Below are 26945 nucleotides of genomic sequence, written 5' to 3' on the forward strand. Positions count from 1 at the left end.
CCAGGCTTTTGCCTGACTGAAAGGAGAAGGGTATGAATACGTTCATCAGTGCGGTGCTCGTCGGCCTCGTCGGCGTGTTCTGCATGTGGGACTCCCGCCTGCTCGGTCGTCTTAACTTCGAGCAGCCCCTCGTTGGCGCTACGCTCGTCGGTCTGCTGCTGGGCGATGTGCCCACCGGCCTTGCCGTCGGCGCCGCCGTCGAGCTCGTGTCCATGGGCCTGGTGCAGGTCGGTGCTGCCGTTCCGCCCGATATGGTCCTGGGCGGCATCGTGGCCGCTGCCTTTGCGTGCCTGACCGATGCTTCCGCCGAGACCGCCATGACGATCGCCATCCCGGTCGCCGTCCTGGGTCAGCTCCTCGGCATCGTGTTCCGTTCCATCATCGCCGCCCTCACCCATGTGGCAGATAGCGCGATCGATAACGGAAAGTTCAAGACCGCCTACCGTATGCACATCTGCGTCGGCACTGGTCTGTACGCCGTCATGTACTTCCTGCCGATCTTCCTCGCCGTCTTTGTTGGCACCGACCTGGTTCAGGCCATCGTCAACATGGTTCCCGAGTGGCTGTCCACTGGTCTTAACGTTTCGACCAAGATCATGACCGCCTACGGCTTGGCCCTGCTGCTCACCATGATGATCAAGAAGGGTATGACTCCGTTCCTGTTCATCGGCTTCCTGCTCGCCGCTTACCTCAACCTGTCCGTCATCGCGGTCGCTCTGATCGGTGTGTGCCTGGCTGTCGTCTTCATGGGCTTCAAGTTCAACGGTTCCCATGCAGCCGCCGGTGTCGATTCCGACTACGATCCGCTCGAAGACGACGAAGACTAAGGAGGAACACACTATGGCAACCGCAACCAAGGACGTGTCCCTGAACAAGAAGGTCAGCCAGTTCTTCTGGCGCTCCTGGGCCATCCAGGCCTCTTGGAACTACGAGCGTCAGATGAACATGGGCTTCCTCTATGGCATGGTTCCCACGCTCGATCGCCTCTATCCGGATGAGTCCGACCCCAAGCAGCTTGCTGCTAAGAAAGAGGCTTATCGCCGTCACATGGCGTTCTACAACTGCACTCCGCAGACGAGCGCTTTCGTCCTGGGCCTCGCCGCCTCCATGGAGGAGGAGTACGCCAAGGATCCCGAGAACTTCGATCCCGATTCGATCAACGCGGTCAAGACCTCCCTCATGGGCCCGCTTTCCGGTATTGGTGACTCCTTCTTCCAGGGCACCATCCGCGTTATCGCCTTTGGTCTGGGCGTTCAGCTGGCTCAGCAGGGCTCCATCATGGGCCCGATCCTGGCCATGCTCATCTCCATCGTGCCCTCCGTGCTGATCACTTGGTTCGCAGCCAAGATGGGCTATCAGGGCGGCCACGAGTACCTGAGCAAGCTTCAGGGCGGCGACCTCATGGAGAAGCTCATGTATGTCTGCGGCATCGTGGGTCTTATGTCCGTGGGCGGCATGATCGCTACGCTGATCGGCGCCACCACCCCGCTGCAGTTCGCTGACGGCACCGTCGTGATCCAGGACATCCTGGACGGCATGATGCCCCAGATGATTTCCCTTGGCCTCACCGGCCTTATGTACTGGCTCATCAAGAAGAACGTCAACACCGGTTGGCTTCTAGTGATCGCCATCGTGGGCGGCATCGCCCTCTCCGCGGCCGGCATCCTGGCCTAGTCGCGCCCAAGCGTCTAACCGCTTTCCCCGGGGAGCCTGCCTGGCATCCCATACCCCAGGCAGGCTCCCATCCCTAAATGTGTCAAAGGGACAGTCCCTATGTCACATCTTCAATGGGCCGGCGACTCGGTCCAAATCACGGTAATCCTGCGCACGTCCGGCAAGGTGGCGCCGCAAAAATCGAAAGGAATGTGTCAGATGTACGAGATCGACCTTAACCTCCCTAAGCAGATCGTCGCTGACGTCCTGTCCAACCACGAGATCCACAGCGTCGCCTTCGTTGGCTGCGGCGCTTCCATGTCCGACCTTTACCCCGCCAAGTACTTCCTGGCCAACAACACGGACAAGCTGAACGTTCAGATCTTCACCGCAAACGAGTTCAACTACGACACGCCCTCCTGGGTCAACGAGCACACCTTCGTGATCACCTGCTCCCTCGGTGGCTCCACGCCCGAGACCGTCGAGGCCAACAAGACCGCCAAGAAGCACAACTGCCCGGTAGTCTCCCTCACCAACAAGGCCGGCTCCGCTCTGACCGTCGACGCCGACCACGTCATCATCCACGGCTTCCACGCCAACTACGCTGCCAAGTGCGAGAAGCCCGGCTATGCCATCGCTCTTGCTCTCGAGATCCTTCAGCAGACCGAGGGCTATGACCACTACGAGGACATGATCACCGGCCTCACCAACGTCTTCGACCTCTGCGAGAACGCCGCTCAGTCCTGCAAGAAGCTCGCCAAGAAGTTCGCCGAGGACTTCAAGGACGACAAGATGATCTACTTCATGGCTTCCGGTGCCTCCGAGAAGATGGCTTATTCTCACGCCGCCTTCCTGTTCACCGAGATGCAGTGGATCGACGCCGCCGCCTACAACACCGGCGAGTACTTCCACGGCCCGTTCGAGGTTTCCACCGAGGGTAAGCCCTACGTCTTCTTCATGTCCGATGGCGCTACCCGTCCGATGGACGCCCGCGCCCTCACCTTCCTTGAGCGCATGGGCGCCAAGGTCGCTCTGATCGACTCCAAGGACTACGGCCTGGCTGACGCCGTGCCCGCGAGCGTCGTCACCTACTTCAACCCGCTGCTGCACCTCGCCGTTATGCGCGAGTACGGCAACCAGATCGCCGAGGCCCGTCAGCACCCGCTGACCATGCGTCGCTACATGTGGAAGCTTTCCTACTAATCACAAGTAAGTAGACCTTACGGGTTGATTGAGAGGGGATGGGGTTTTCACCCCGTCCCCTTTTTTGCTTTGGGGGCGTGTTTGTCGCGCCGCAAACCCCAGATAAAACCTACCAAAATAAACCTGTCCCTTTTTGGCAGGTGGAAGGAGGAGCGTATGATTAAGGCAGTGCTGTTTGACATGGACGGCGTGCTGGTCGATACCGAGTGGTTCTACAACCGTCGCCGCGTGGCGTTTATGGAAGAGAAGGGGTTCCACTTTGACGAGATCCCCGACCTTTCGGGGTCTAACGAGCCGGCCATTTGGAAGGCGCTGGTGCCCGACGATGTTGAGCTGCGTGAGCGCCTGCGCGTGGAGTACAAGCAGGTCTACAGCCCGCACCACCCCGTTCCGTATGCCGAGCTTCTCAACGAGCAGACGGAGCCGGTGATGCGAGAGCTGCATGAGCGCGGCGTGAAGTGTGCCATCGCGAGCTCGTCCTATCGCGAGCTGATCGACGAGCTGGTGGAGATTGCCGGCATCGCCGACGTGCTGGACTACACCATCAGCGGTCACGAGTGCAGTGCGTTTAAGCCCGACCCCGAGATCTACCAGCGTGCCATGGAGGCGCTGGGGGTGGAGCCTGCCGAGTGCCTGGTTATCGAGGATTCGCCTCTGGGCATCGAGGCTGGCAAGCGCTCTGGCGCCCGCGTCCTGGCGCTGCGTCCGCACGAGGGCGTCAACCTGGACCAGTCTGCCGCCGACGTTGTCATCGACAATCTGTGTGACATCCTACCTGCCATTTAGGGACAGGTTTATTTTGGCAGGTTTTATCTGGGCAAATGCCGAATTCGCCGTGAAGGGATCGCTCTCTTCACGGCGTTTTTCTTTTGAGTGGCCTCACGGTCCTTCTGATGGTTGTCGAGAGAGGGTGAATTGAGGCGCCCCCCGCACGCTCCATGCTACAATCGCGGGCATGCCCCACAACTATATCTGCCTTCGAAAGGAGCCTGCGTGGCGGATGCCATCGATCAGCTCACGGACCGCGTGCTCGTACTCGGCCGCCTCACCATCGTCCGCCGTGCCATTACTGCCGTGGCGGTCACGGTCTCTGCCGTTCTCCAGACATTTCTGATCCAGGCATTCATTCGGCCCGCTGACCTGCTTCCGAGCGGTTTTACCGGCGTCGCGGTCCTTCTCGATCGCGTTACCTCGCTAGGTGGCGTTCACATCGACATCTCGCTCGGTATGCTCGCACTCAACATCCCCGTGGCGCTCCTATGCTGGAGCGGCATTAGCAAGCGCTTCGTCATCTTCTCGATGATGCAGGTCGTGCTCTCGTCGCTGTTCCTCAACGTCTTTCACTTCGCTCCATTTTTGGGCGACAAGATCATGCTCATCATTTTTGGCGGCGTGGTCTCGGGCCTGGGTGCTGCCATCGCGCTTAAGTCCGGCGCATCCACCGGCGGCACCGACTTTATTGCGCTGTGGGTCTCCAACCACACAGGCAAGACCATCTGGGGCGTCATCTTTGGCTTTAACTGCTTTATCCTGGCAATCTTTGGTTTTATGTTTGGCTGGGACAAGGCGGCGTATTCCATTGTGTTTCAGTTTATTTCGACCAAGACCATCGACAGTTTCTATCATCGCTACGATCGTGTGACGCTGCAGATCACGACGCGTAAGGCAGACGAGGTCATGACTGCCTACGTAAACCATTTTCAGCACGGCATTAGCTGCGCCGAGGTCGTCGGCGGATACAGCCGCGAGAAGATGTACCTGCTGCACACCGTTGTCTCGACCTACGAGAGCCAGGACATTATCAGGCTGGTATGCGAGGTTGATCCCGGCGCCGTGATCAACGTGTTCCACACGCTCAACTTTGTGGGCGGTTGGTGGGGCGGTCATGTCGACGAACCCATGCCCACGGCCGTTCCCGATCCCGACAAGCCCGCACGCATGGCCAGCAGGCAGGTGCGCCTCAGCGAACAGGACAGCTTGCAGCAGGACGACGGCAAGTAAGGTATTTGGCATTTTGCCGGCTCTGCTCAATCCTGTCCCTTTTTGGTAGGGAGGATGTATCGTTTTATCGTTATGAGGTAACATAAAACTAGACGTTATATACGTATTTGTTATCCCGATATTTCGATAAGAGTGATTAGATATGCCTGCACCCAAAAATGCGCCGCTGTACCAGCAGATTTACGACGAAATCAAGGATTCGATCGAGAAGGGTGTTTATGCACCCAAGGAGCGTATCCCGTCCGAGCTTGAGCTTGCCGAGCAGTACGAGGTGAGCCGTATTACGGTGCGCCGCGCCGTAGAGGAGCTGTGTTCCGATGGCTATCTGGTTAAACAGCAAGGCCGTGGCACGTTTGTCTCCACGCCGCACATCAACCGCCAGTTTCATGCCTCGATGCTGCAGACGTTTACCGCGCTGTGTGCCGACAATGGCATGAAGGCCGGCGCGCATGTAATCGATCGCCAGATCGTTCCGGCGCGCCAAAACGAGATGGAGTTCTTTGGCCTGCAGAAGGATGCGCTGCTGCTGCATATCAAGCGCGTGCGTACGGCCGACGGCGAGCCCATCTTTGAGGAGAACATCTTTGTGCCCTTTGACGCCTACCGTGAGCTGTTGACGGCCGATCTTGAGGACAAGTCGATTTTTGCCGAGGTCGAGCGTGTTGGTGGAACGCCGATTGCCTCGGTTGGCTACCGCACGGTCGAGGCCGTTCGCGCCAATGCCGAGCAGGCGGCCGAGCTGGGCATCGCTCCGCACGATCCGCTGCTCAACCTGCGTGCCGGCTTTACCGGTCCCAATGGCGAGCCGGTTTTGCTCGGCAAGCAGTACTACGTGGGCAGCCGCTACGTCATGGTCATATAAGTTACGCGGTTTTACCAAACCGCGTAACGGCTCGACGCTACGCCTTTGGTTCCGCCGTTCTAACGAACGGCGGACCGGTCGACGCTGCAAACGCCCCTAAGCGGCAATCTGACGTTCAATCGTCGGTCGCGTACAAAAGTACGCTTCCCTCCTCTTTCACGTCACCTTGCTCGCTTAGGGGCGTTTTCGCTGACTTATGCTCAACCAGCGACGTTTCCGCGCTTGTCAAGAATGTCCCCAATGACTACCCGCAGAATGAGCGTGGATAATCTCCCGTTTTTTGCTTGGTGACGGGCTCAAAGTGGGAGATTATCCACGCTCGTTCCCATCGGATTACATTGCCCGTGGCCGGCAGCCGTGCGGCATCGGTCCGCGTGGCGGCGTATAATCGGCGGCAGATGACTTGGACGTTAGGAAACCATGACCGATAGCATGCAGCAGATGGCGCTCGATACGCTCGGCGCCTATTTTGGCTACACCTCGTTTCGCCCGGGGCAGGACCGCATGGTCGATGCGATCCTTGCCGGCCGCGATGCGCTGGGCGTTATGCCCACGGGCGCCGGTAAGTCCATTTGCTACCAGGTGCCCGCGCTCATGCTGCCCGGTATCACCTTTGTGGTGAGTCCGCTGCTGTCGCTTATGGAGGATCAGACCCGTGCATTGCTCGCGGCGGGTGCGCGACCCAGCTATCTCAACTCCAGTCTTACTCCGGCCCAGCAAAACACCGTGCTCAAGCGGGCGCGCGAGGGCCGCTACCAGCTTATGTACGTGGCGCCCGAGCGTCTGCTCGAGCCGCGCTTTTTAACTTTTGCGCGGGAGGCCGCCGCCGGCATTGGCGTGCCGCTCGTGGCCATTGACGAGGCCCACTGCGTAAGCCAGTGGGGCCAGGATTTCCGTCCCGCCTACCTGCAGATTCGCGAGTTCATCGATTCCCTGCCGCAGCGCCCCATCGTGGCGGCCTTTACCGCTACGGCGACCGAGCGCGTGCGTGCGGACATTCAGCAGATGCTCGGCCTGCAAAACCCCGCGACGGTGGTGACGGGCTTCGATCGCAAGAACCTCTACTTTGGCTGCGAGGAGATGGGCGACAAGGCCAAGGCCGCGTGGGTGCGCGACTATGTGATCGCACATTCGAGTGAAAGCGGCATCGTGTATTGCTCGACTCGCAAGACCGTCGATGCGCTGGCAAGCGAGCTTGCCGAGGCGCTGGGCTCCAGCGGCATTCGCGTTGGCCGCTACCATGCCGGCATGGGCAACGACGCCCGCCGGCAAAGCCAGCGCGCCTTTATCGACGACGATATCCAGGTAATGGTTGCCACCAACGCCTTTGGCATGGGTATCGACAAGCCCAACGTGCGCTACGTGATTCACAACAACGTGCCCGAGAGCATCGAGGCGTACTACCAGGAGGCGGGCCGCGCCGGCCGCGATGGCGACCCAGCCAGCTGCCATTTGCTGTGGAACGGCAATGATTTTCGCATGCGTCGCTTTTTGATCGATCGCGGCGATGCTGCCGACGAGGTGCTCGATGACGAGCAACGCGCGTGGGCGCTCCAGAATCGATATCGCCTGCTCAGCCAGATGGAGGGCTACTGCAATACCACCGGCTGCCTGCGCGAATACATGCTGCGCTACTTTGGCGACGAGGCTGCGGCCGAGCATACCGCCGCAGCCGGTGCTAGCGGTGCCGCCACGGACGACGCCGAGGGCTGCGGCAACTGCAGCAACTGCCTCACGCAGTTCGAGGTCGAGGACGTCACCGATATGGCCCGCGCCGCCGTGCGCTATGTGGCTACGCGTCCCATGCGTTTTGGCAAGTCGCTGATCGCCGACGTGCTCCACGGCGGCAACACCGAGCGCATTCGCCAGATGCATCTGGACGAGGACCGCGGCTACGGTGAGCTGTCGAGCGAATCGGTCGGGCGCATCAAGGACATTATCGGGCAGCTGTGCGGCCGCGGTTATTTGGCAACCTCACAGGGACAGTACCCGGTCGTTGGGCTGGGCCCGCGTGCCGGCGAGGTCGAGGACGAGGCGTTTGCCTTTACCGTTAAGCGTCGTGCATCCAAGCGCAAGGCCTCGGCCCGCGCCCGCCGTGCGGTGGATCTGCTACGCGAGGAGGCCGAGCTGGATCAGCGACCGCGCGTGGGCGACGATGCCGAGCTGTTCGAGCGCTTGCGGGCACTCCGCAAGGAGATTTCGATCGAGCTGGAGATGGCGCCGTACATGGTCTTCTCCGATAAGGCCCTGCGCGGTCTGTGCCGCCTGCGCCCTCAGACGCGCGACGAGCTTATCCGGGTCAACGGCATTGGCGAGAAAAAAGCCGACGCCTTTGGCGAGCAGTTTATGGCGGCGATTGAAGAGTTTGAATCCGAGCACGCACGGGATGGAGCGTAACGATGGTAGCCGATAGCAAGACCGACCGTACTGACGTGTCCGCCGTGCCGCTGTACCAGCAGGTTATGGACGACCTAAAGGGCGAGATCGCGCGCGGCGTGTACGCTGCCGGCTCGCGCATTCCTTCCGAGATGGAGCTCGCGAAGTCCTACGGCGTGGGGCGCATTACCGTGCGTCGCGCCATTGAGGAGTTGTCGCGCGCGGGATATCTCAACCGTCAGCAGGGGAGGGGCACGTTTGTGTGTGCGCCCAAGCTCAAGCGCAAGATTGTCCAGAAAGGCGACGTCCAGAGTTTTACCGAGGCCTGCGCTGCCAACGACATGGCGGCCGGAGCGCGCCTGGTATCGCGCACGGTGGTTGCGGCGGCGCGCGAGGACGCGGCGTTTTTTGGCGTGGAACCCGCCTGCGAGCTCATCGTGGTCGAGCGCGTGCGCACGGCCGATGGCGTGCCCGTCATGCTCGAGAACAACGCCTTTGTGCTGGCCGACCATCCCTATCTGCAGCAGCTTGCCGACGAGGACCTCGCCGACAATTCGATTTTTGCGCTCGTTGCCGTGCATTCGGGCCGCGCACCGCTCAAGTCCGATCCCTGTACCGTGGAGATCGCGCTCGCCGATGCTCAGACGGCCCCGCTGTTGGAGGTGCCGGTCGGCGAGCCGCTCTTTTATATGGAGGCGTACTTTACCGATGCGGACGAGCGGCCCTTGCTGCTCGGGCGCCAAAAGATCGTGGGGTCGCGCTACGTGTTCGACATCTAACGTCCATAGATAGAACAATACAGAACAAGTTTGGTGAAATGAATTCACCTGCGACAGCTTGCGTGCTATAAATAGGACAACATAGAACGACCGCAGGTACGAGCTGTCGCCGCTCAAAGCCGCCACACAGGGAGGAATGTCACCGTGAACGCACACGATCTGGTTCAGGAAATTATCGAGCGCAAGGGTAAGATCGAGAATGTCTTTTGGATCGCCTGCGGCGGTTCGATGATTGACCTTATGCCGGCCAATGAGCTGCTCAAGCGCGAGGCAACCACGTTTACCTCGACGGTCTACACGGCGCGCGAGTTTTGCCTTATGGCCCCCAAGAGCCTAGGGCCGAAGTCACTCGTCATCGCCTGTAGCCACAGCGGTAACACGCAAGAGGTCGTCGACGGCTGCGAGATGGCGCTGGCCGCCGGTGCCGAGGTCGTGACTATGACTGACTACGCGGGCTCCAAGATCGATAACGGCAAGTGGACCACCTGGGTTTACCCGTGGGGCAAGGGCGAGTCGCAGGCCGAAGTTCCGCAGGGCATCGGCGCTCTGATCGCCGCCGAGCTGCTCGACCAGCAGGAGGGCTACGAGGCGCTCGCCGACATGTACGCCGGCCTTAAGCAGATGGACACACTGCTGCCCGCTGCCCGCGAGAAGGTCAACGCCGAGCTGGGCGATCGCTTTGCCGAGCTCTGCCAGCAGCACAAGTTCTTCTATATCCTGGGCTCCGGCCCCAACTTTAGCCAGACCTACGCCATGGCCATCTGCTCGCTCATGGAGATGCAGTGGCAGCACTGCTGCTACATCCACTCCGGCGAGTATTTCCACGGTCCCTTCGAGGCTACCGAGCCCGGCGTGTTCTACTTTGTGCAGCTTGGCGCTGGCGAGTGTCGCCCCATGGAGGAGCGCGCACTGGCATTTCTCAACACGCACACCGATACAGTCATGGTGCTCGATGCGCTTGAGTACGGCGTGGGCGAGGTGCCCGCCAGCGTGCGTTCGTACCTGGAGCCGATCTTCTTCTATGCGATGAGCTGTGAGCTGCGCGCCGCCCGCGGCAAGGTATTTGACCACAGTCCCGAGGTTCGCCGCTACATGGGCGTCGAGCGGTACTAGGTAACGGGGAACGCGATTTTCATGACGGGGCCTTCGCCAAGCGCGGGCCCCGTTTGCGTTACGGTGCCCCTTTCTGTTTGTCGAAAAACGAAGTCAAATACTTTTCTCGAGAAGTGAACGACCTATTTTGGACCCCCGAAGCATCGACATTTTTTGACGCCAAAACAGCAGGAAAATCTTAATGAAACTGCAGGAAATGGTCTCCACAAAGTGCCGATGCTTCGAGGGCTCGTTTTTGCTCGTTCACTTTTAGGGAAAAGTATTAGACCTAAATCTGCAAGCGTGTCGCGTGAGTCAAAAAGCGGGCCGCGCCGGTGGGTTTCCGGCGCGGCCCGCTTTACATTGTGTCCGTATGAGTGAGTTGTCGCATCAACCGGCGGACTACTTGGCGTCGTAGGCCTCGGCGTCCCACCAGTCGAGCTGGGCGATGTTGTCGCGAATATGCTGACAGCTCTTGTGGAAGCCCTCGAGCTCGTGCTCGGAAAGGTCGAGCGTGTAGACCTCCTCGACGCCCTCGGCGCCGATCACACACGGCAGGGAGGTAAAGATGCCCTCCTCGCCATACTGGCCGGTCATAAGCGTAGAGGCCGAAAGCACGGCGTGCTCGTTGTGCAGCACGGCGGCGCAGACGCGCGCGGCGGAGTTGGCAACGGCGTACTCGGTGCACTGCTTGCCGGCGTAGGTCACATAACCGCCCTTGCGTGCGAGCTCCTCGACCTCCATGTGGTCGAAGGCGTACTTGTCGGGGTTCTCGGCCTGAAGCTCGTTGAGGCTCTTGCCGGCGATGGTTGCGGCCTTAAAGGCGGCCAGCTGGCTAAAGCCATGCTCGCCGATCATGTAGGCGTCGATGGACTTGGGGCTCACCCCGACCTTCTTGGAGATCTCGGTGCGCAGGCGGGCAGAGTCCAGGCCACAGCCCGAGCCGATGATCTTCTTGGGATCGTAGCCGGTCAGATGCCACAGCTCGGTGCACACGACGTCGCAGGGGTTGGAGATGCTCACGAAGATGCCGTCGAAGCCGGCGTCGACGATGCGCTTGGCAAAGGTGCGGGCGGCGTCGGTGGTAAAGAACAGCTCGCCGTCGCGGTTGCCGGCGGCCAGTGCGACCTTGCCGGCGGCGTTGACGATGACGTCGCAGCAGGCCAGCTCCTCGTAGTGGTCGTAGCAGTTGACGATCTTGGTGTTGTACGGGACAAACGAAAGGGAGTCGCGCAGGTCTTGGACCTCGGACGTCACCTTTGCCTCGTTGATATCGCAGAGGTACAGCTCATCGGCAATGCCCTGCATGAGCAGGCTGTTGGCGACATGTGCTCCTACGTGGCCCTGGCCGACCACACCGATCTTACGCGTCTGGTACATATTCATATCCTTTCGGCCGAGTTTTTCGCATCGAACCATTGTAGCGTCCTGCTGCCACTTTGCTAGGCTAAAGCGCCGTAGATTTTTGGGACATGCCTTAATCTCTACTTTTGGAGTGATTTGGGCCGCTGACGGTGTCTCGGGGCGATGCACTCGCGCGGATGGGGCCGCTCGTTGTACCATAGCTGCAACTGACTCGTAAGGAGCATCCATGCCCATTCGCATCCCCGACGCCCTCCCTGCCGCCGCGCAGCTCGAGAGCGAGAACATCTTTGTCATGACCGAGTACCGCGCGCTGCACCAGGACATCCGTCCGCTGCGCGTGCTCATCCTCAACCTCATGCCAACCAAGATCGCCACCGAGACGCAGATCATGCGCAAGCTCTCCAACACGCCGCTGCAGGTAGAGGTGGACCTGCTACGCACCAAGACGCACGAGGCCACGCACGTGTGTGCCGGCCACCTGGAGACGTTCTACCGTACGTTCGACGACATCCGCGATATCCACTACGACGGCCTGATCATCACGGGCGCGCCGGTGGAGCAGATGCCGTTCGAGGAGGTCGACTACTGGCCCGAGCTCTGCCAGATCATGGATTGGTCCACCACGCACGTGCACTCTACGCTGCATATTTGCTGGGGTGCACAGGCAGGGCTCTACCATCATTACGGTATCCAGAAATGCGACCTGCCGGCCAAGGCGAGCGGCGTGTTTGAGCATTATCTGGTGAAGCCGCAAAGCCCGCTGGTCCGCGGCTTTGACGACCGCTTCTATGCCGTGCATTCACGCAATACCGATGTGCGCCGCGAGGACGTGGAGGCCGAGCCGCAGCTTGAGGTCGTGGCCGTATCAGACGAGGTGGGCCTGTACATCGTCAAGTCGACCGACAGCCGCCGCTTCTTTGTCTTTGGCCATCCCGAGTACGATACCGACACGCTACGCCTGGAGTACGAGCGCGACGTGAAGCGCGGGCTCAACCCCCAGGTGCCGGCGCATTACTTCCCAGGTGACGACCCCACCGCCGAGCCGCGCAACGTCTGGCGCAGCCAGGCCCAGCTGCTCTACACCAACTGGCTCAACTACTACGTCTACCAGACCACGCCCTACGACCTGGCCCGCGCCGGCGAGGAGCACTAGGCTACGGCTGCGGTTGCGGTTGTGGCTGCGGCTGCGGCGTGACGAGCGTGGATTTTCGGATGCCCATCTTGCGGGTGCGATACAACGGCGGTTAGGCGCTGATGATGTGGGGTAGCGGCAGGTCGTGGGTGTCGGTGGGAACGTGGTCGACACGCTGATCGTCAAAGGCGATGCCGATGATTTGGCATGCGGGCGAGAGCGTGGGCAGGTAGCGGTCGTAGCAGCCGCCGCCATAGCCCAGGCGCGCGCCGGTGTGGTCGAAGGCTACGAGCGGCACGACGATCATATCGAGCGCCTCGGCAGGCACGATAGGAAAACGGCTGCTGTCGACGTCCGTGGCTGCGAAGGCCCGCGTAGGGTGGGCGATAAACGGGGCCTCGGACGCATCGCCGGCAGCAACTGCCCGCATGCACATGCGCTGGCCACAAGCCACGGTGTCAGCTGCCGAGAACATGCACGGATAGGCCACGCGCCAGCCGTGTTTTGCGGCCGCTGCGGCAAACGCGGCAGGATCTGCCTCGGAGCCCATGGCGGCATAGACGGCAACGGTGCGCGGGGCCACGGGACCCGAGCCGCCCAGCAACTCAACGAGCCGCGCGCATACAGCAGCAGACTTTGCCGCCCGCATATCCAAATCTAGAGCGTCGCGCCGGGCAATTATCGCCCGCCGCAACTCGGCCTTATCCATCCCGGCCCCTCTCTCAAACCTACCAAAAAGGGACAGGTTTATTTTGGTAGGTTTTATCTGGTCAAATGTCGAAACCACCACGCAAACCATCGCAAGGGGAGCAGTTCATGGACACCTTCGTGGGTTTTGACGAAGAGTGGGTGTTCGCGGCGGTGTGTCTCGATCTGTAACAGTAACTCGGCAAAATCGGGCCTAGATGTTACAGATTTAGACAAAGGGCCGGCGTCATCCGAAAACGTCTCGATTTGTAACATCTGGAGCCAATATTGCCGCCTAGATGTTACAGATTTAGACAAACTGGTGTGACGGGCTGAGCTGCCCCGCCCAAGCAGCGGCAAAAGAAAAGGTAGATTTTCAGGCATGTCCCAAAAATCTACCTTTGCTGTGCGTTAGCCCAGCAGGTCGATGACGTTGAAGCCGGCGTTGCTCTTGGCGATGACGTCTCGGCCGCCAAAGACGCAGGTGGGCGAGACGGCTGCGATGCGCGTCACGTCGGCGCCGAGCGAGCGCAGCTCACCGGGCGTGGCGGCGAGCATCTGGGCGCGGCGCTCCTGGCGTGCATGCGGATCGAGTCCGGCCAAGTAGGTCGTGTTGCGGCGTTTGGTGAGCGCGTACGGCTTCACCGGCGCGTCCATGCCGCTCACGCAGCTCACGATAAAGCCCTCAAAGGCGGCCTCGTCGGGCTCAAAACCGCCGAGCCATTCGCCTGCGCGCGCCACGCGCTCAATCGAGGGGTCGATTGCCGGGTCGCGGTAGGTGTAGAACGCCGCCTGACGCTCGCCTGCCGCGCGGAATCCGCAGCCGTACGCCCCGCCTTTCACGCGGATCTCGTTCCACAGGTAGTCGTAGGAGAGCGCGTTGGCGGCAACCGCCCAGGCGCCCGTCACGTCAATGCCCAGGCGACGCGGGTCGCATGCGCTTGCCGCAAAGCAGATGTCGCTGGGGATGACAAAAGCCTCGTGGCGGTCGCACGGCGTCGGCACCACGAGCGTGTCGCGGCCGGCAACAGCACCGTCGCCCACACCCAACCCCAGGTCGCCCGCGGCGGCCCAGTACGCGTCAAAGTCCTCATCGCTGCCGGTAAAGCTCGCCAGGCAGCCGTCGGCCACAAAGATGCGGCCTGCCAGCTCGGCAAGCTTGGCGCGCAGATCGTCCAGACGCTCGTCAAAGTGGTCGAGCAGATCGCGCAGGAACAGGTAGAAGTCCACGCCCGAAAGCTGCTCGCGCACCACGGCCGAAGGCGAGCTGTAGCTCATCGCGCGGCCAAGCGCCGCCGAGTGACCGTTGTTAATGAAGCCCTGCTCAAGCCCAATGCGAATCTGCGTGAGCACGTCGCGCACGCGGTCGGCGTCGGCATCGAGCAACAGCGTGCTCGACCACACCTCGCGCGGCAGGCTCGCCAGCGCATCGATCTTCTCGGACAGGGCGCCGGCGCTCACCACCAGGTAGGGGCGCACGCCGTCCACGTCGGGCTGCGTCATGACCTCGGTCGTAAAGCTCAAAAAGCCCAGCTTGCCGGCGATAAGGTTGTCGAGCTCCTCGGCCGAGTGTTCGCTCGTGGGTAGCTGTTTGAGCAGGCGGCAGAGTAGCGTCACATAGGGCAGGTCTTCAAACGCGACGCAGCTCAGGTCGAAATACTGCATGGCGTAGGCCAAGCGGTTGGTGGGGATGCCGTGGCGCAGGCAGGGGATGGGCGCGGTCGTGTCCACGACCAGCGGCGGCTCGGGGCGCGCCTCGCCAATGTCGGACACGCGCAGGCGTGGCAGCGTGGCCTTGGCCTCGGGCGCGTCATCCGCCTCCTGCGCGGCGCGCAGCGCAGCCGTGCGCTCGACCACATCGGCCAGCTCGGCATCGGTCATGGCATCGCGCTTGGCTGCCAGCTCGGCAGCCTCGGCACTCTCCGCACCCTCGGCGGCATCCACCGGCACCAGCTCGACCAGCGCCATGTGGTCGTTTTCCAGCACGAGCTCGCGCAGCAGGTCCTCAAAATAGCTGCCGTCCAGCTCGCCGCGCAGCTCCTCGTACACCGGGCCGTATTTGAGCGCCAGCGTCGCGGCGTCGTCATCGTAGAGCCAGGTGCTCAGCGCGTCGCACGCAATGGCCACGCCGTCGGCGATACCGTAGTCGCGCTGGCGCAGGTCGTATTCGTTGCTGCTGATGATGGCCTCTAGGCGCTCGCGCGGAACGCCGTGCTCGCACAGGTCGCGGCAGGCGTCCTGGAACACGCGGCGCAGCTCGCGCGCCACGCCGGGCTGCGCGTTTTGCAGCATGATGATCTCGTAGGGCTGCAGGCTCTCGGCCGCGGTGTAGCTCACCACGTTGCCGCCCAGGCCGGCGGCCAGAATGGCCTTCTTAACCGGTGCCTCGTTGGAACCCAGCAGTGCCTCGAACAGGATGTCCGCCGCGATCGTGCGCTTGCGGTCGAGCGCGCTGCCCAGCACAAGACCCAGGCCCACCAGGGCGTTCTCGGGTGTGGTTGCCATCTCGACACGCTTGTACTCGCAGGTCACGGGCGCCTGCACGACCAGCGGATTGGGCGCCAGCGTGGACGGGTCCTCGCCGGCTGCAACGGCTGCGTCCATGCGGCGGCTCGCGGCACTCGGCTGCGACAGATAGCGCTCGTCCAAAAACGCCAGCGCGCGGTCCACGTCCAGGTCACCGTAGAGCGTGATGTAGGAGTTAGAAGGATTGTAGTGGCGCGCGTGCGTGTCCAGGAACTGCTCGTAGGTGAGCGCAGGGATCGCGCGCGGGTCGCCGCCGCTCTCGTGCGCATAGGCGGTGTCGGGATAGAGCGCGGCGTTGACGGCGTCGTCCAGCACGCTCATGGGGTCGGACAGCGCGCCCTTCATCTCATTGAAAACCACGCCGTTATAGCGTAGCGTGCCCTCGCGCAGGCTTGCGGAACTGCCGTTACCCTCGCCCTCGGCGCCCTCCGGCAGGTCCAGCTCGTAGTGCCAGCCCTCCTGCTCAAAAATGGTGGGCTTGGTGTAGATGGCCGGGTTGAACACCGCGTCCAGGTACACGTCCATCAGGTTGTACAGATCCTGCTCGTTGGTGGTGGCGACGGGGTAGATGGTTTTGTCGGGGTAGGTCATGGCGTTGAGGAACGTCTGCATGGAGCTCTTGATCAGGTCGACGAACGGCTCCTTGACGGGAAATTTGGCCGATCCGCACAGCACCGAGTGCTCGAGGATATGGAACACGCCGGTGGAATCGGCCGGCGGCGTCTTAAAGCCAATGGCAAAAGCCTTGTTTTCGTCGTCGCACGCCAGGTACAGCAGGCGAGCGCCCGAGGCGGTGTGGCGCAGCACGTAGGCGTCCGAGTCGAGCTCGGGCACGGTCTCGCAGCGCTCGACGGCAAAGCCGTGACAGGTGGTGCCGGGCACCAGCAGCGCGGCGGCAGCGGCGCGCGGGTCGGTTGAGGTGGTGGGCATATGCAGTCTCCTTTGACGCTCCAGCGGGGGCGAATCGAGTCGAATCCTCGTGAGTATACCCATATGGGGCCGCGGCTCTGCGGCGAACTGGAGACGATGCCGGCGGATTGGACAAAGGCCCCGCGTGACCGCCGCGCGAGCGTGGATATTCGGACACACGAGCGCGGATTTTCGGACCGTCCAAAAATCCTCACTCACGTGGCGGCAACCAAGATAAGGCGGCCAGCGCCGGCTTGATGAATGGTGCCGAAAGACGTCCTATGCCTGCGCGTCCGCGTGTCCGTCCATCAGGAACAGCCTAAGAACCAGCTTGATGGCATATCCCGGTTTGATTTCTGCCGCGTCAAAGACGTGGCGCTCGGTGAGCTCGCTGCAGTATGCGTAGATATCGCGGATAAGGTCCGCGCCCGAAAGCGTAAACATGTAGCCTGCGTCCGAAAGCGCATTGGGCGCGGCGGGCAACTTGGCCATGTGGCAGAACGTTTGCAGGTCGGGCGCCATAACATTCTGGTAGTCGAGGTGGCCGCTGGCATCCTGTGCGGCAAGCTCCAATTGGCGCACAGAATCCAGCGCCGCCGCTAACACAAAGCTCGGCGTAGGCGCATTGACGTCCTGAGTGGTCGCCACGAGCCTGCCCGCCGCCTGCGTGACAAGCCAAGCGACCTCGCGCTGGCAGCGCACGGCCTTGCGCGTCACCGGCTTGATGGACGAAGAAGAAACGCTTCCCTTAGGCGGATTCGAAGCAGCCATAAGACCCTCCCATGAACAATCCGGCCCAATAAGCCCGGATGAAACACGTGCTACATCAGTATACAGGGGAGTGGGATAGAAAAACGGAGCCGACAGCGTGAACTGCCGGCTCCGGATTACTTGCCTTAGAGGCCATACACTTCGACCATAGCTTCACCAATACGGTGGGGCACGCCGGTGACGAGTGCGTTGCCCATGCAGAAGGCTCGATGGCCGTCAGTCATGCCCGTATCGGTCCAGCCTTTCGGGAATCCCTGAAGCTGATCGAGCTCGTCGGGAACAAGACGGCGGAAACGGCCATCGGGACATTCGATGACGTGCTTGAAGCGGCTCGCTCCCGTGCCGCCTTCTCCTGTGAGGATGGTGCGGCTCGGCTTGTCGGTAGCATCCGGGAAGCTCATGGCTCCCTCGGAATACGTGTACGTAAAGCCTGTCTTTTTGTTAGTGCGCTCTTCGCGCTTGCTGCCCTTAAGGTAGCGCCAGTCGGGAAGCTTTTCGTCGGAGATGTAGAACTGCTCCGGGACATCAGCCTCGTCGACAAGCACGTCGCCAAGCACGTGGCGCTCACCGTGATAGTCTTCGGCAAAGTCGCAGGTCAGAACATGACAGCCCTGCATGACGCCGGCATTCTTGAATTGAGAGGTCTTTTGGCCGACGCCAAAACGAGTTGAGTTCTCGTAGGGGTCGGGTAAAACGTCGAGCTCGGACATCTCGTCGGGATAGATGGCGGGGAAGGCTTTAGCCATGATGCCGTTGTGCATGCGATCAACGAGATCAACCCTGCCAGCGTCCTTTTCGCAGAAGATATAAACACGCTTGCGACGCTGGGGGAAACCGTATTCGGCAGAGTTGACCACGCGCCATTCGACCGTGTAGTCGAGGTCGGCAAGACAGCTTAGGATAATGGCGAAGTCGCGACCGCGTTGAGACGCGGGCGATTTGAGCAGGCGGTCGACGTTTTCGAAGAGGCCGAACTTGGGTTCCTTCATCTCGAGGAAGTGATAGATGTCCCACCAGAGGACACCCTTCTTGCCCTCGATGCCGTGCGCCTGATTGAGAGGACGCGCGACAGAGTAGTCTTGGCAGGGAAAGCCACCGACGACCATTTGCACATCGGGGATTTTAATTTCGCCGGCTTCAGCCTGCTCCAAGACCTTATTGATATCTTCGTTGACAACGGAATCTTCGCCAAAGCGGTCCATGTAACAACGTGCCGCAAACTGACGCGCCTTGGTTCCGGGCGGTTCCCACTGATTTGCCCAAATGGTGCGGAAGGGGCCGGCTGGTTTCATATAGAAATTGGGATAACGAGGGTCGGCATAGCCTTCGAGACCCAAACGAAATCCACCGACGCCCGCAAAAAGCTCGGCAATATTAATCTCAGACACGTTTCTCCAATCGCTGCTGTGTCCGTTTATGGTGCTCACAACAATAGCCGATCGGGGGGACAAGATCAAGACCTCAATTTTCTGGGCGTTAGTAGTTGCTCTGAACTACTATGGGGCTAGTTGCGACGTTCGGAGGTACCCATGTCCAAGAAGCACCTCGACTTCAAGCGTATGCTTGACGATACTGATTTTTCTGACCCCTCAAGCATCGAGCGCTATGCTGCCAATCTCGACGGGATGACGTTTCGCGATATTCTTGAGCTTGGCATTGCGCCGGAGGGGGAGAGCGCGCCCAAGGACTTTGGGTCCAAGAAGTACAAGGGCGGTATGGGAACCCTGATCGAGGAGCGTTACTTTGGCTACAAGGCCAACAGCGACGACCGGCCGGACTTTCCCGAGGCTGGTGTCGAGCTCAAGGCAACGTGTTTTGACGTACTTAAAGACGGTCGTAAATCTGCCGGTGAACGTCTTGTCTTGACGATGATTCCCTACGACCGTCCCGTTTCGCTCGACTACGACAGCTCGCATCTCAAGACCAAGCTCAGCAATATCCTGCTGATTTACTACGGCCGCGATCGCTCTATCGACAAATACGACCAGCGCATTGAGCGTGCGGTCATGGTTCGACTGCCCGAAGAGGATATGAAAATCATTCGCGCCGACTACGAGAAGATCATTTCTTATATTCAGGATGGCCGTGCGGACGAGCTTTCAGAAGGCATGACAACTTATCTGGGTGCTTGCACGAAGGGCGCAACTGAGGCCACGATGTGGGCGGACCAGTATTATGAATACTTCAATACCGATACGGGTGAGATTGAGCACCATCGCGCAAAGCGTCGCGCCTTTTCCCTCAAGCGCTCGTATATGGACTATGTGCTCCACACTTATGTCCTCGGTGCTCCGCGAGTCGGGGAGAGCATTGTTCAGGACGATGGCAAGTCTATCGATTTCGAAAGTTACGTAACTGGACTTATCGAGCAACACTATGGCGAAACTGATCGCCAGATTGCGGAGCAATACGGGTTGGAGTACACGGGCAATAAGGCGCAGTGGACAACGCTCGTCTATCGTATGCTCGGAATCAAAAACAATGCTGCCGAGGAATTCGTCAAGGCAGGCATTTCCGTTCGAACTGTTCGAGTTAACAACAGGGGGCACATCGAGCAGGCTATGTCGTTCCCGCCGTTTGAGTTCAAGCGTTTGATCGAGGAAGACTGGGAAACGTCGCCTTTTCATGTGTGCCTTGAGACCAATCGTTTCTTCTTCGTTGTGTTTCGCGAGGACCACGATGGCGTGCTGCGTCTCGACCGTTGTTTGTTCTGGGCGATGGGAGAAAACGAAATCGAAGGCCCTGCGAAAGCTTGTTGGGATGAGACGCGAAAGGTAATACGTGAGGGCATTGAGCTCAATCCATATCGGGATGCGAGCGGAAAGCTCAAAGTGACTAACAATCTGCCCGGTATGGCGGACAACCCAATTGTTCACGTTCGTCCACATACGTCAAAAGCGGCTTACAAGTTTGCCGATGGAACAGAGGTCGGTGACATCGCAAGGAATGCTTACGAACTGCCCGACGGGCGCTGGATGACGAAGCAATCGTTCTGGTTCAACAAGGGCTACCTGGAGCATATTCTGGGGCTGTAGCGTTTCGAGATCATTTAACAATCAGCCCCTGCTCCTTGATACCTCGATGTCGTCTCTACAAATAAATTCCCTCACCGAGCTGCTTGTGGAACTCGGCGTGATGGTCGCGTGCCCAGGTAAAGAGTGCCTGGTCAAAATTGGTATGCGTGGCCGGGACGCCAAAGACGCCGGCAACTTCGACGCGCACAAACTCCAGTGCCGGCAGCTTGTTGATGGCAGTGAGGGCAAACGGGGACGTGGGTTCTTCGAACAGATAGCGGCTGCCTTGCAGCGCGCCGCAACTGGTGCACGTGTTGCCGAGTGATGGGGCTTTGGAGGCTCGCGCGCCTACGGGCTTGTAGCCACAGCGCTTAGAAAGATAGTCGCGGATCTCGCCCGGCACGCAGCCAAGAGCGGGCACGATGGCGAGTGCGTTGGCATTGGCTGTGTCGATGGCAATATGCCCGGCCTTGTTGGGTGCGTGCGCAATGGCGATGCCCTCGCAGTCATCGGTTCGATAGGGAATGCCGAAGGCCGCGACCGAGGTCTCTTTGTGGCATTTCCAGCATTCGCGCTTGCCCAGTACTAGATATATATACGGCGCAGAGGGGTCGGATCGGTCAACACCGGGCAGCCACTCGGCAAAGGGCTCGGGGTTGACGCCGCTGGGTACATACCAGATCTTCTTGGTCCGGTCCCATTTGGCGCCCAGCGCCTTGGCTTCTTCTTTGCGCGAAAAGGGAACATTGAGCTCGGTGCGCATGGTGGCTCCTTGGTGCTACAGGTGTAAGTGGCTCAAGGATACCGCAGGGTGTGGACGTTGTGGCGTTTTGCCGAGAAGCCGCGGTGCGGACTGGTTGGTTACGCCTTGGATAAACTGGCAAGTAGATGGTCGGCTTTTGGCCAGTTGAGCGGCAACCTTGCCAAAAGCTTGACGGATTGCGGTTTGGGCATCGGCGAATGAACACTTTGGCGCACCTCGGCGAAAAAACCGCCGGTCGTTTACCGGAAACTTAACAGGACCGCCAGCCGCCGCCGGCGTGCGTGCTATCTTCGCGCCATGAGGTACTTTATCGTTTCACATAACGCCGCATTGGCGCTGTTGGCGCACATGCCGAACCCTCGCTTTGGGGATTCGGAGCCAGAGGTCGTGTCGATTGCAGGTGCCTGTGCGCTCTTGGACCAAGAAGCGCAGGAGGTTATCGATCGCTATGACCTGGGGATCGAAACGCTGGATTTGCTGGTGCCGTCGCGCGCCGGCCGTCGGCAGAGCAAGCATGTTAAGACGCATCTGTGCACCAACGAGCTCCCGGCGGGTTCGTTTATCTCGCTGGGCCACTGGATGGGCGACCTTGATGCGTATGTGTGCTCTCCCGAGCTGGCGTTTTTGCAGGCTGTGCACGATGGCGATATGGCAGCGGCCGTCTATGCCGGCTATGCGATGACATCGGATTACCGGCTGGATAACCTCGCTCCCGGTGGGGTAACAGGCAGGGATGCGGGCATGCGCGATAGCAGGCTCACGACTAAGGAGCTCATCGAGGCGTATATCGAGAAGTCGCCCAAGGTGAGGGGTATCGCGAAGGCAAAGGCGCTGCTTGCATATGTGATCGAGGGGTCGCGCTCTCCGAGGGAGTCGGGGCTCTGCATGTTTATGTCGCTGCCTGCGCGCTACGGCGGGTATGCATTGGGCAAGGCCGAACTTAACAAGAAGGTCTTCATTCGCGATGGATACAATGACGGACGCGATCACAAGCTTCGCGTGTTGGAGCGCACACCCGACATAACGCTTACGGCTAAAGTCGAGGTGGGCATGGATAAAGTAAAGGCCGGGCTGCTGCCAGAGGTGCTGACCGCGATGGTCGATTACGACAGCGATGCCATTCATGACGGACGCGAGAAGATTTACAAGGATGCCGAGCGCCGCAACGAGTTGGAGCTGTTGAGCGGCGTGGCACACTTCACCGTGACGACTGAGCAGGCAAATGACTACGACAAGCTCATCCGGCTGTGCGAACGCATCCGACGGAAGCTGCACCGGAACAAGCGACCCATTTTTAATAAGCGCATGAGCGAGGAGCAGCGATACTTTGCCCTCAAGCGCGTCGAAGCGAAGCGGTTTAAGCTTTGGCAGGCCGTAATCGAGGCGCGTCAACATTGGTAGGGGCGGTTGCTGGGCATGGGACCAAGGGTCTCATTGTCAGGTCTAATACTTTTCCCGAGAAGTGAACGAGTCAAAACGGACCCCCGAAACATCGACACTTTTGGTGGCTTATTTCCTGCGGTTTTATCATTGGAATCCTGCGGTTTTGGCTGTAAAAAGTGTGGATGCTTCGGGGGTCCAAATAAGGTCGTTCACTTCTCGGGAAAAGTATTAGACCTGATTATGGGAAGGCTGTCCGGATGTGGCCGCGAGGCTTGCGAAGGCCAGATCGGGGCGGTCGCCAAGGCTGTTTGGGTAATTTTGGGGCTGATTGGGGCGGTCGCCAAGGCTGTTTGGGTGATTTTGGGGCTGATTGGGGCGATCGCCGGGGTTGTCTGGGCGACTTTGGGTGTGGCAGGGGTAATTGTCGGCGATACCGAAGCAACTTGGGGTCTGCCGGGATGATTGCCGGTTATGTAGAGGCGGTATCAGCCTCGATTGGGATGGTTATTGGAGCTGCCGAAGCGGTTTTGGGTGCCACGGCGCCCTTTTGGCTTAGCAGATAAAACAAAACAGCCCAGAGGGATAGCCTCTGGGCTGCGAACATTTGGTGGGCGTTACAAGATTTGAACTTGTGACCTCTTCCGTGTCAGGGAAGCGCTCTCCCCCTGAGCTAAACGCCCGATCAAGGGTGCGCAAGTGCGCAAGGGATAATATAACGGAGCTTGAACTCGGTGGCAAGAATATTTTTTAAAATCGCTAACGTTGTGGAATCAAAGGGCTTTGTCGCGCCCATTTTAAAAGAGCTCGCTGCCGCGATTTGGCTGTCACATAATGCAAAGCCGTTGCGATGCCGAACCATGGAAGAGACGTCTGCGGAATTGTCCTACCGATAAGCGGGCAAGCCCCCAGCTGGTGCCTTCGCCGTGGTAAGGTAAGCCGAATTGTTTCCAGGCTGTTTCGGGGGAGCGGGATGAGCAAAGAGCGTGTCGAGCAGGTCGAAGGCGCAGGGACTTCGGTGCCGATGACCGATATATCGAACATTGATGTGCCCGAGGGCACCGATGAGCTCAGCCGCAGCACCCGCCGTGCATGGCGCGACCGCCTCAACGACGCCCAGACGCGCAAGATGGCCCTGGGTGTGCTTGCCGCGGCTGCCGGCGGAACGTTCTGGGGATTTTCTGGCACCTGCGCCAGCTACCTCTTCGATGTTTGCCATATCGAGACGTTTTGGCTCATGAGCATGCGCCAGGTTTGCGCCGGCCTGCTCTTTATGGTCGTCGTGCTCAACAAGGATCGCGACCGCTTGGTTAAACTGTGGACTACCCCCGCCGACCGCAAGCAGCTCATCCTGTTTACGATTTTTGGCTTGCTGTTCAACCAGATTTGCTATCTGTCTGCCGTGCGCCTAACCAACGCGGGCACGGCGACGGTGTTCCAGTGCCTGCAGCTGGTGGTCGTCATGGGGTATGCCTGCGTTGCCACGCATCGACTTCCGCGCACGCGCGAGACGCTTGGTGTTTTGCTCGCCTTGGGCGGAACGTTTCTTATCGCCACAGGCGGCGACCCCAGTACGCTGAGCATTTCGCCGATGGGCCTGCTCGCGGGCCTTTTGTGCGCCGTGGGCGGTGCCTGCATGGCAATTATTCCGGCCGGAATCCTCAAGGAATACGGCAGCTCGGTTGTCACGGGCTCAGCCATGCTTTCGGCAGGAATCGTGCTGAGCATTTTCACCCAGCCGTGGGCACACATGCCGGCGCTCGAGCCCTCGGGTGTCGGCGCGCTCGCGGTGTTCATCGTGATTGGGTCGTTTTTTGCCTATATGTTCTATATGCAGGGCGTTAAGGAGATCGGCTCGGTCCGTGCGAGCCTCATTGGAACCATGGAGCCGGTTTCGGCTACCATCACCAGCGCTCTTATGTTGGGGACGGTATTTTTGCCCACCGACCTGGCGGGTTTTGCCATGATTATCGCGATGGTATTTTTGACGGTGTAGTCGACGTAGCGGCTGATACAAGTTAAAAACTGAATAGGGATTCGCGCATGTTGCGTGTAATCAGGACGCATGTCTGGAGTTTAGCTGCGCGCGTTCAATATGACATAAACTGATAACGTTTATCGACTTTTGTATTGCGAGGATTTCTCTATGGCTGGAAATCATTTTAAGGGTAGCGGAGACGGCCGTCCTGCGGTCCCGCCGCGTTCTAACGGGGCGGGAAGGCCCAGCGCTCCGGGTGGCATTGGCCAGAACGGCGCCGGCAATCGCACGTCTCCGGGCGAGACGGCGATGTTCACCGCTCTGTATGAGCAGTCTCAGAAGGCAAAAAAGGCGGCCCGCGCAAACGGCCAGGCCGCTGCGACCGGGGCTACCCCCGCAGTGCCACCGCGCGAGGTCTCCGCAAATCCCGCAGGCAATGCAGGCAGCGCCAATGCTGCCGGCAACACCTCGTCGCTCAAGGATGCAGGCATCACGGGCAACTTGGGCACGATTTACACGGGAGCTTCCGAGACCGGCACGTTTGCCCGTCTGGACGATAGCGGTGCCGAGTTTGTGGGCTCGGGTTCCAAAGAAGACTATTACGATTTTGGCCTGAACTACGGCGGCGGCACTTCGTCGAGCACGACGTCGGACGGGCTGGTCCGTCATCGTCATCGCAAGGGCGAGAACAAGAACCGTTATGCCGCCACAGCGGTCGTTGCTGTCGTCGCGGTTGTCCTCGTTGCACTTGGCGTGAGCGGCTTCATGTTCTTTAACTCGGCAAAGACCGTGAAGGCCCAGGCAAAGGAGGCCGTGGGTATCGTCGCAGACCTTAAGGGTAAGATCACGTCGGGCGATTTTTCGACCTTGCCCGACGATACGAAGAAGATCAACGACCTTTGCAGCAGCATGAAGGCGGAGACCTCGAGCCCGGTGTGGACGATGGCCTCGTTCATTCCGGTGTATGGCAGCGATATTAGCGCCGCCCGCACCATGGTCGACGCTCTGTCCGATGTTTCGAGCGGCGCGCTGGTCCCCATGGCCGATAATCTCGCTCAGGCAACGCCCGGCAAGCTGTTCCAGGACGGAACAATCAACGTGTCCGCGCTGCAGGCGGTCGCCGATTCGCTTTCCAGCAGCTCGAAGGTGTTCAAGAGCGCCAACGAGAAGGTCCAGGGCATTGGCGATACTCATATTTCCCAGGTGACCGAGCTGGTCGATAAGGCCAAGGACGGCTTTGCCACCCTCAACGGTGCGGTTGACGCGGCGGAGAAGGTCACCCCCGTCCTTCCCCAGATGCTCGGCGCCAACGGCCAGACGCGCAACTACCTTATGTACGCCATGAACAACGTCGAGATTCGTGCTTGCGGCGGCTTTGGCGGTTCGCAGGGCCTGATTTCGGTCACTGACGGCCAGATGTCGATTGGCGAGTTTGTTCCCCGCATTGGACTCAGCGAGGATGAGGCAGTCGAGAGCGTCGACGAAGAGGATGAGGCGCTGTTCGGCAACCACAGTAACCTGTACAACTCGGGCAATACCTATTCGCCCGATTGGCCCCGCAACTCGCAGCGTGTCGCCGCGCTGTGGAAGTCCCAGTATGGGCAGGACGTTGATGGCGTCGTCGGCATCGATCCGGTGTTCTTGCAGTACCTGCTGGGCCTTGTCGGTAATGTCTCGCTGCCTGATGGTACGGTCGTCGACGGTACCAACGCAGCGAAGGTTCTCATGCACGATGTGTACTGGAACTATCCGGTCGAGGAGTCGGACGGCATCTTTGCATCCGTCGCCAGCGCTGCCTTCGACAAGATTCTCGGTGGCATCGGTGACGTCGACGTTACGAAGCTTGTCGGTGCATTCGAGCGCGGTGCCGAAGAGGGCCGCCTGATCGCGTGGATGAGAAACGATGATGAGCAGAATGCCATCAAAGAGACGGGCATTGACGCTTCGCTGCCCGATCCGGATGACCCGAGTGCCGATCCTGTTGCCGGCGTTTACTTTAACAACCTGAGCTTCTCCAAGCTCGACTGGTACCTGAACGCCGATACGCAGATTGGCCAGGGCATCAAGAACGGTGACGGCACGTGCTCGTATCGCATCACCGTTACCCTGACGAACATCATGACGCAGGAGGAGGCAGGCAAGCTGCCCGACTACGTCGCGGCGAGCGCGCCCGATGCCGCGCGCGACGACGAGCGTCTGAATGTCTCACTGTTTGCCCCGACGGGCGGCAACATCAGTGACCTTACGGTTGAGGGCACCCAGTTTGGTCTTGGCGCCGCTACGTGGCATGGAATCCCCTTCTATTCGGGCACCGTTGACCTGCATGCTGGCGAGACGACGACGATCACGTATACGCTGACCACGTCGGCCGAGGCGGGGGACAAGCCGCTTGCGCTGCGTCAGACTCCTACATGCCAGGCGGCTCGCGATAGCGCGTCGGCGTAGGGTTTTTCT

General features: G+C 60.1%; 20 protein-coding genes, 1 tRNA gene and 1 pseudogene. 14 read left to right on the top strand and 8 right to left on the bottom strand.

What is annotated here, in order from left to right:
* Window positions 1–32: 32 nt before the first annotated feature.
* The 6 genes from ACTQ1S_RS05280 (at window position 33) to ACTQ1S_RS05305 (ending at window position 5719) form a co-directional block, all read left to right on the top strand.
* Entirely contained in the window at window positions 33–827 is a 795-nt protein-coding gene (locus tag ACTQ1S_RS05280) for a PTS mannose/fructose/sorbose/N-acetylgalactosamine transporter subunit IIC (RefSeq protein ID WP_154518546.1), read from the top strand.
* 13 nt (window positions 828–840) lie between these two features.
* A complete protein-coding gene (locus ACTQ1S_RS05285; RefSeq protein ID WP_154518549.1) occupies window positions 841–1674 on the top strand; it encodes a PTS system mannose/fructose/sorbose family transporter subunit IID in 834 nt (277 codons plus the stop codon).
* 99 nt (window positions 1675–1773) lie between these two features.
* Window positions 1774–2856: an SIS domain-containing protein gene (locus ACTQ1S_RS05290; RefSeq protein ID WP_441547230.1), complete on the top strand. Its 1083-nt coding sequence runs from the start codon at window positions 1774–1776 to the stop codon at window positions 2854–2856.
* 156 nt (window positions 2857–3012) lie between these two features.
* Window positions 3013–3642, top strand: a complete 630-nt coding sequence (locus tag ACTQ1S_RS05295; RefSeq protein ID WP_154518552.1) for an HAD family hydrolase — start codon at window positions 3013–3015, stop codon at window positions 3640–3642.
* 207 nt (window positions 3643–3849) lie between these two features.
* Window positions 3850–4857, top strand: coding sequence for a YitT family protein (locus ACTQ1S_RS05300; RefSeq protein WP_441547231.1), 1008 nt, complete (start codon window positions 3850–3852; stop codon window positions 4855–4857).
* Window positions 4858–4999: 142 nt separating this feature from the next.
* Window positions 5000–5719 (top strand): GntR family transcriptional regulator, encoded by a 720-nt coding sequence (locus ACTQ1S_RS05305; protein WP_427719478.1) that lies wholly within the window; start codon window positions 5000–5002, stop codon window positions 5717–5719.
* A 24-nt stretch (window positions 5720–5743) separates the two neighbouring features.
* Here the strand turns inward: ACTQ1S_RS05305 and ACTQ1S_RS05310 are convergent.
* Window positions 5744–5809, bottom strand: a pseudogene (locus tag ACTQ1S_RS05310) (hypothetical protein); the annotation flags it as partial.
* A 330-nt stretch (window positions 5810–6139) separates the two neighbouring features.
* Between ACTQ1S_RS05310 and ACTQ1S_RS05315 the strand changes: the two are divergent.
* From ACTQ1S_RS05315 to ACTQ1S_RS05325, 3 genes are all read left to right on the top strand, one after another.
* Entirely contained in the window at window positions 6140–8116 is a 1977-nt protein-coding gene (locus ACTQ1S_RS05315) for a RecQ family ATP-dependent DNA helicase (protein WP_441547232.1), read from the top strand.
* A 2-nt stretch (window positions 8117–8118) separates the two neighbouring features.
* Complete coding sequence (locus tag ACTQ1S_RS05320) at window positions 8119–8874, top strand: GntR family transcriptional regulator (protein ID WP_441547233.1); 756 nt, start codon at window positions 8119–8121, stop codon at window positions 8872–8874.
* Window positions 8875–9018: 144 nt separating this feature from the next.
* On the top strand, window positions 9019–9987 hold the full coding sequence (locus tag ACTQ1S_RS05325; protein WP_427793944.1) for an SIS domain-containing protein: 969 nt from the start codon (window positions 9019–9021) through the stop codon (window positions 9985–9987).
* Between the two features lie 381 nt (window positions 9988–10368).
* Here the strand turns inward: ACTQ1S_RS05325 and ACTQ1S_RS05330 are convergent, their stop codons facing one another.
* Window positions 10369–11346, bottom strand: coding sequence for an L-lactate dehydrogenase (locus ACTQ1S_RS05330; RefSeq protein ID WP_152067319.1), 978 nt, complete (start codon window positions 11344–11346; stop codon window positions 10369–10371).
* Window positions 11347–11557: 211 nt separating this feature from the next.
* On the opposite strand from ACTQ1S_RS05330, the gene metA reads away from it, so the two are divergent.
* Entirely contained in the window at window positions 11558–12484 is a 927-nt protein-coding gene (metA, locus tag ACTQ1S_RS05335) for a homoserine O-acetyltransferase MetA (RefSeq protein ID WP_427795933.1), read from the top strand.
* A 91-nt stretch (window positions 12485–12575) separates the two neighbouring features.
* On the opposite strand, the gene ACTQ1S_RS05340 is transcribed toward metA, so the two are convergent.
* From ACTQ1S_RS05340 to dcm, 4 genes are all read right to left on the bottom strand, one after another.
* Window positions 12576–13172, bottom strand: coding sequence for a 5-formyltetrahydrofolate cyclo-ligase (locus ACTQ1S_RS05340; protein ID WP_441547234.1), 597 nt, complete (start codon window positions 13170–13172; stop codon window positions 12576–12578).
* 389 nt (window positions 13173–13561) lie between these two features.
* Complete coding sequence (locus ACTQ1S_RS05345) at window positions 13562–16606, bottom strand: insulinase family protein (RefSeq protein ID WP_441547235.1); 3045 nt, start codon at window positions 16604–16606, stop codon at window positions 13562–13564.
* A 258-nt stretch (window positions 16607–16864) separates the two neighbouring features.
* Window positions 16865–17356 carry a hypothetical protein gene (locus tag ACTQ1S_RS05350; RefSeq protein ID WP_441547236.1) on the bottom strand — a complete coding sequence of 164 codons (492 nt, stop codon included), beginning with the start codon at window positions 17354–17356 and terminating at the stop codon, window positions 16865–16867.
* 125 nt (window positions 17357–17481) lie between these two features.
* Complete coding sequence (dcm, locus tag ACTQ1S_RS05355) at window positions 17482–18744, bottom strand: DNA (cytosine-5-)-methyltransferase (protein WP_441547237.1); 1263 nt, start codon at window positions 18742–18744, stop codon at window positions 17482–17484.
* A gap of 141 nt (window positions 18745–18885) precedes the next feature.
* Here dcm and ACTQ1S_RS05360 point away from each other — a divergent pair, with 141 nt between their 5' ends.
* Window positions 18886–20391: a Sau3AI family type II restriction endonuclease gene (locus ACTQ1S_RS05360; protein ID WP_427719133.1), complete on the top strand. Its 1506-nt coding sequence runs from the start codon at window positions 18886–18888 to the stop codon at window positions 20389–20391.
* Between the two features lie 55 nt (window positions 20392–20446).
* Here the strand turns inward: ACTQ1S_RS05360 and ACTQ1S_RS05365 are convergent, their stop codons facing one another.
* Window positions 20447–21133, bottom strand: coding sequence for a DUF5710 domain-containing protein (locus ACTQ1S_RS05365; RefSeq protein ID WP_441547238.1), 687 nt, complete (start codon window positions 21131–21133; stop codon window positions 20447–20449).
* 387 nt (window positions 21134–21520) lie between these two features.
* Between ACTQ1S_RS05365 and ACTQ1S_RS05370 the strand changes: the two genes are divergently transcribed.
* On the top strand, window positions 21521–22534 hold the full coding sequence (locus ACTQ1S_RS05370; protein WP_441547239.1) for a hypothetical protein: 1014 nt from the start codon (window positions 21521–21523) through the stop codon (window positions 22532–22534).
* Between the two features lie 587 nt (window positions 22535–23121).
* Here the strand turns inward: ACTQ1S_RS05370 and ACTQ1S_RS05375 are convergent.
* Window positions 23122–23196: transfer RNA gene (locus ACTQ1S_RS05375), tRNA-Val, on the bottom strand.
* Window positions 23197–23486: 290 nt separating this feature from the next.
* Between ACTQ1S_RS05375 and ACTQ1S_RS05380 the strand changes: the two genes are divergently transcribed.
* Both ACTQ1S_RS05380 and ACTQ1S_RS05385 read left to right on the top strand, forming a co-directional pair.
* A complete protein-coding gene (locus ACTQ1S_RS05380) occupies window positions 23487–24509 on the top strand; it encodes a DMT family transporter (protein WP_427719126.1) in 1023 nt (340 codons plus the stop codon).
* A gap of 150 nt (window positions 24510–24659) precedes the next feature.
* Window positions 24660–26936 (top strand): DUF4012 domain-containing protein, encoded by a 2277-nt coding sequence (locus tag ACTQ1S_RS05385; RefSeq protein WP_441547240.1) that lies wholly within the window; start codon window positions 24660–24662, stop codon window positions 26934–26936.
* Window positions 26937–26945 lie beyond the last annotated feature (9 nt).

This window comes from Collinsella sp. LCP21S3_D3 (assembly GCF_052118305.1).
Taxonomy (GTDB): domain Bacteria; phylum Actinomycetota; class Coriobacteriia; order Coriobacteriales; family Coriobacteriaceae; genus Collinsella.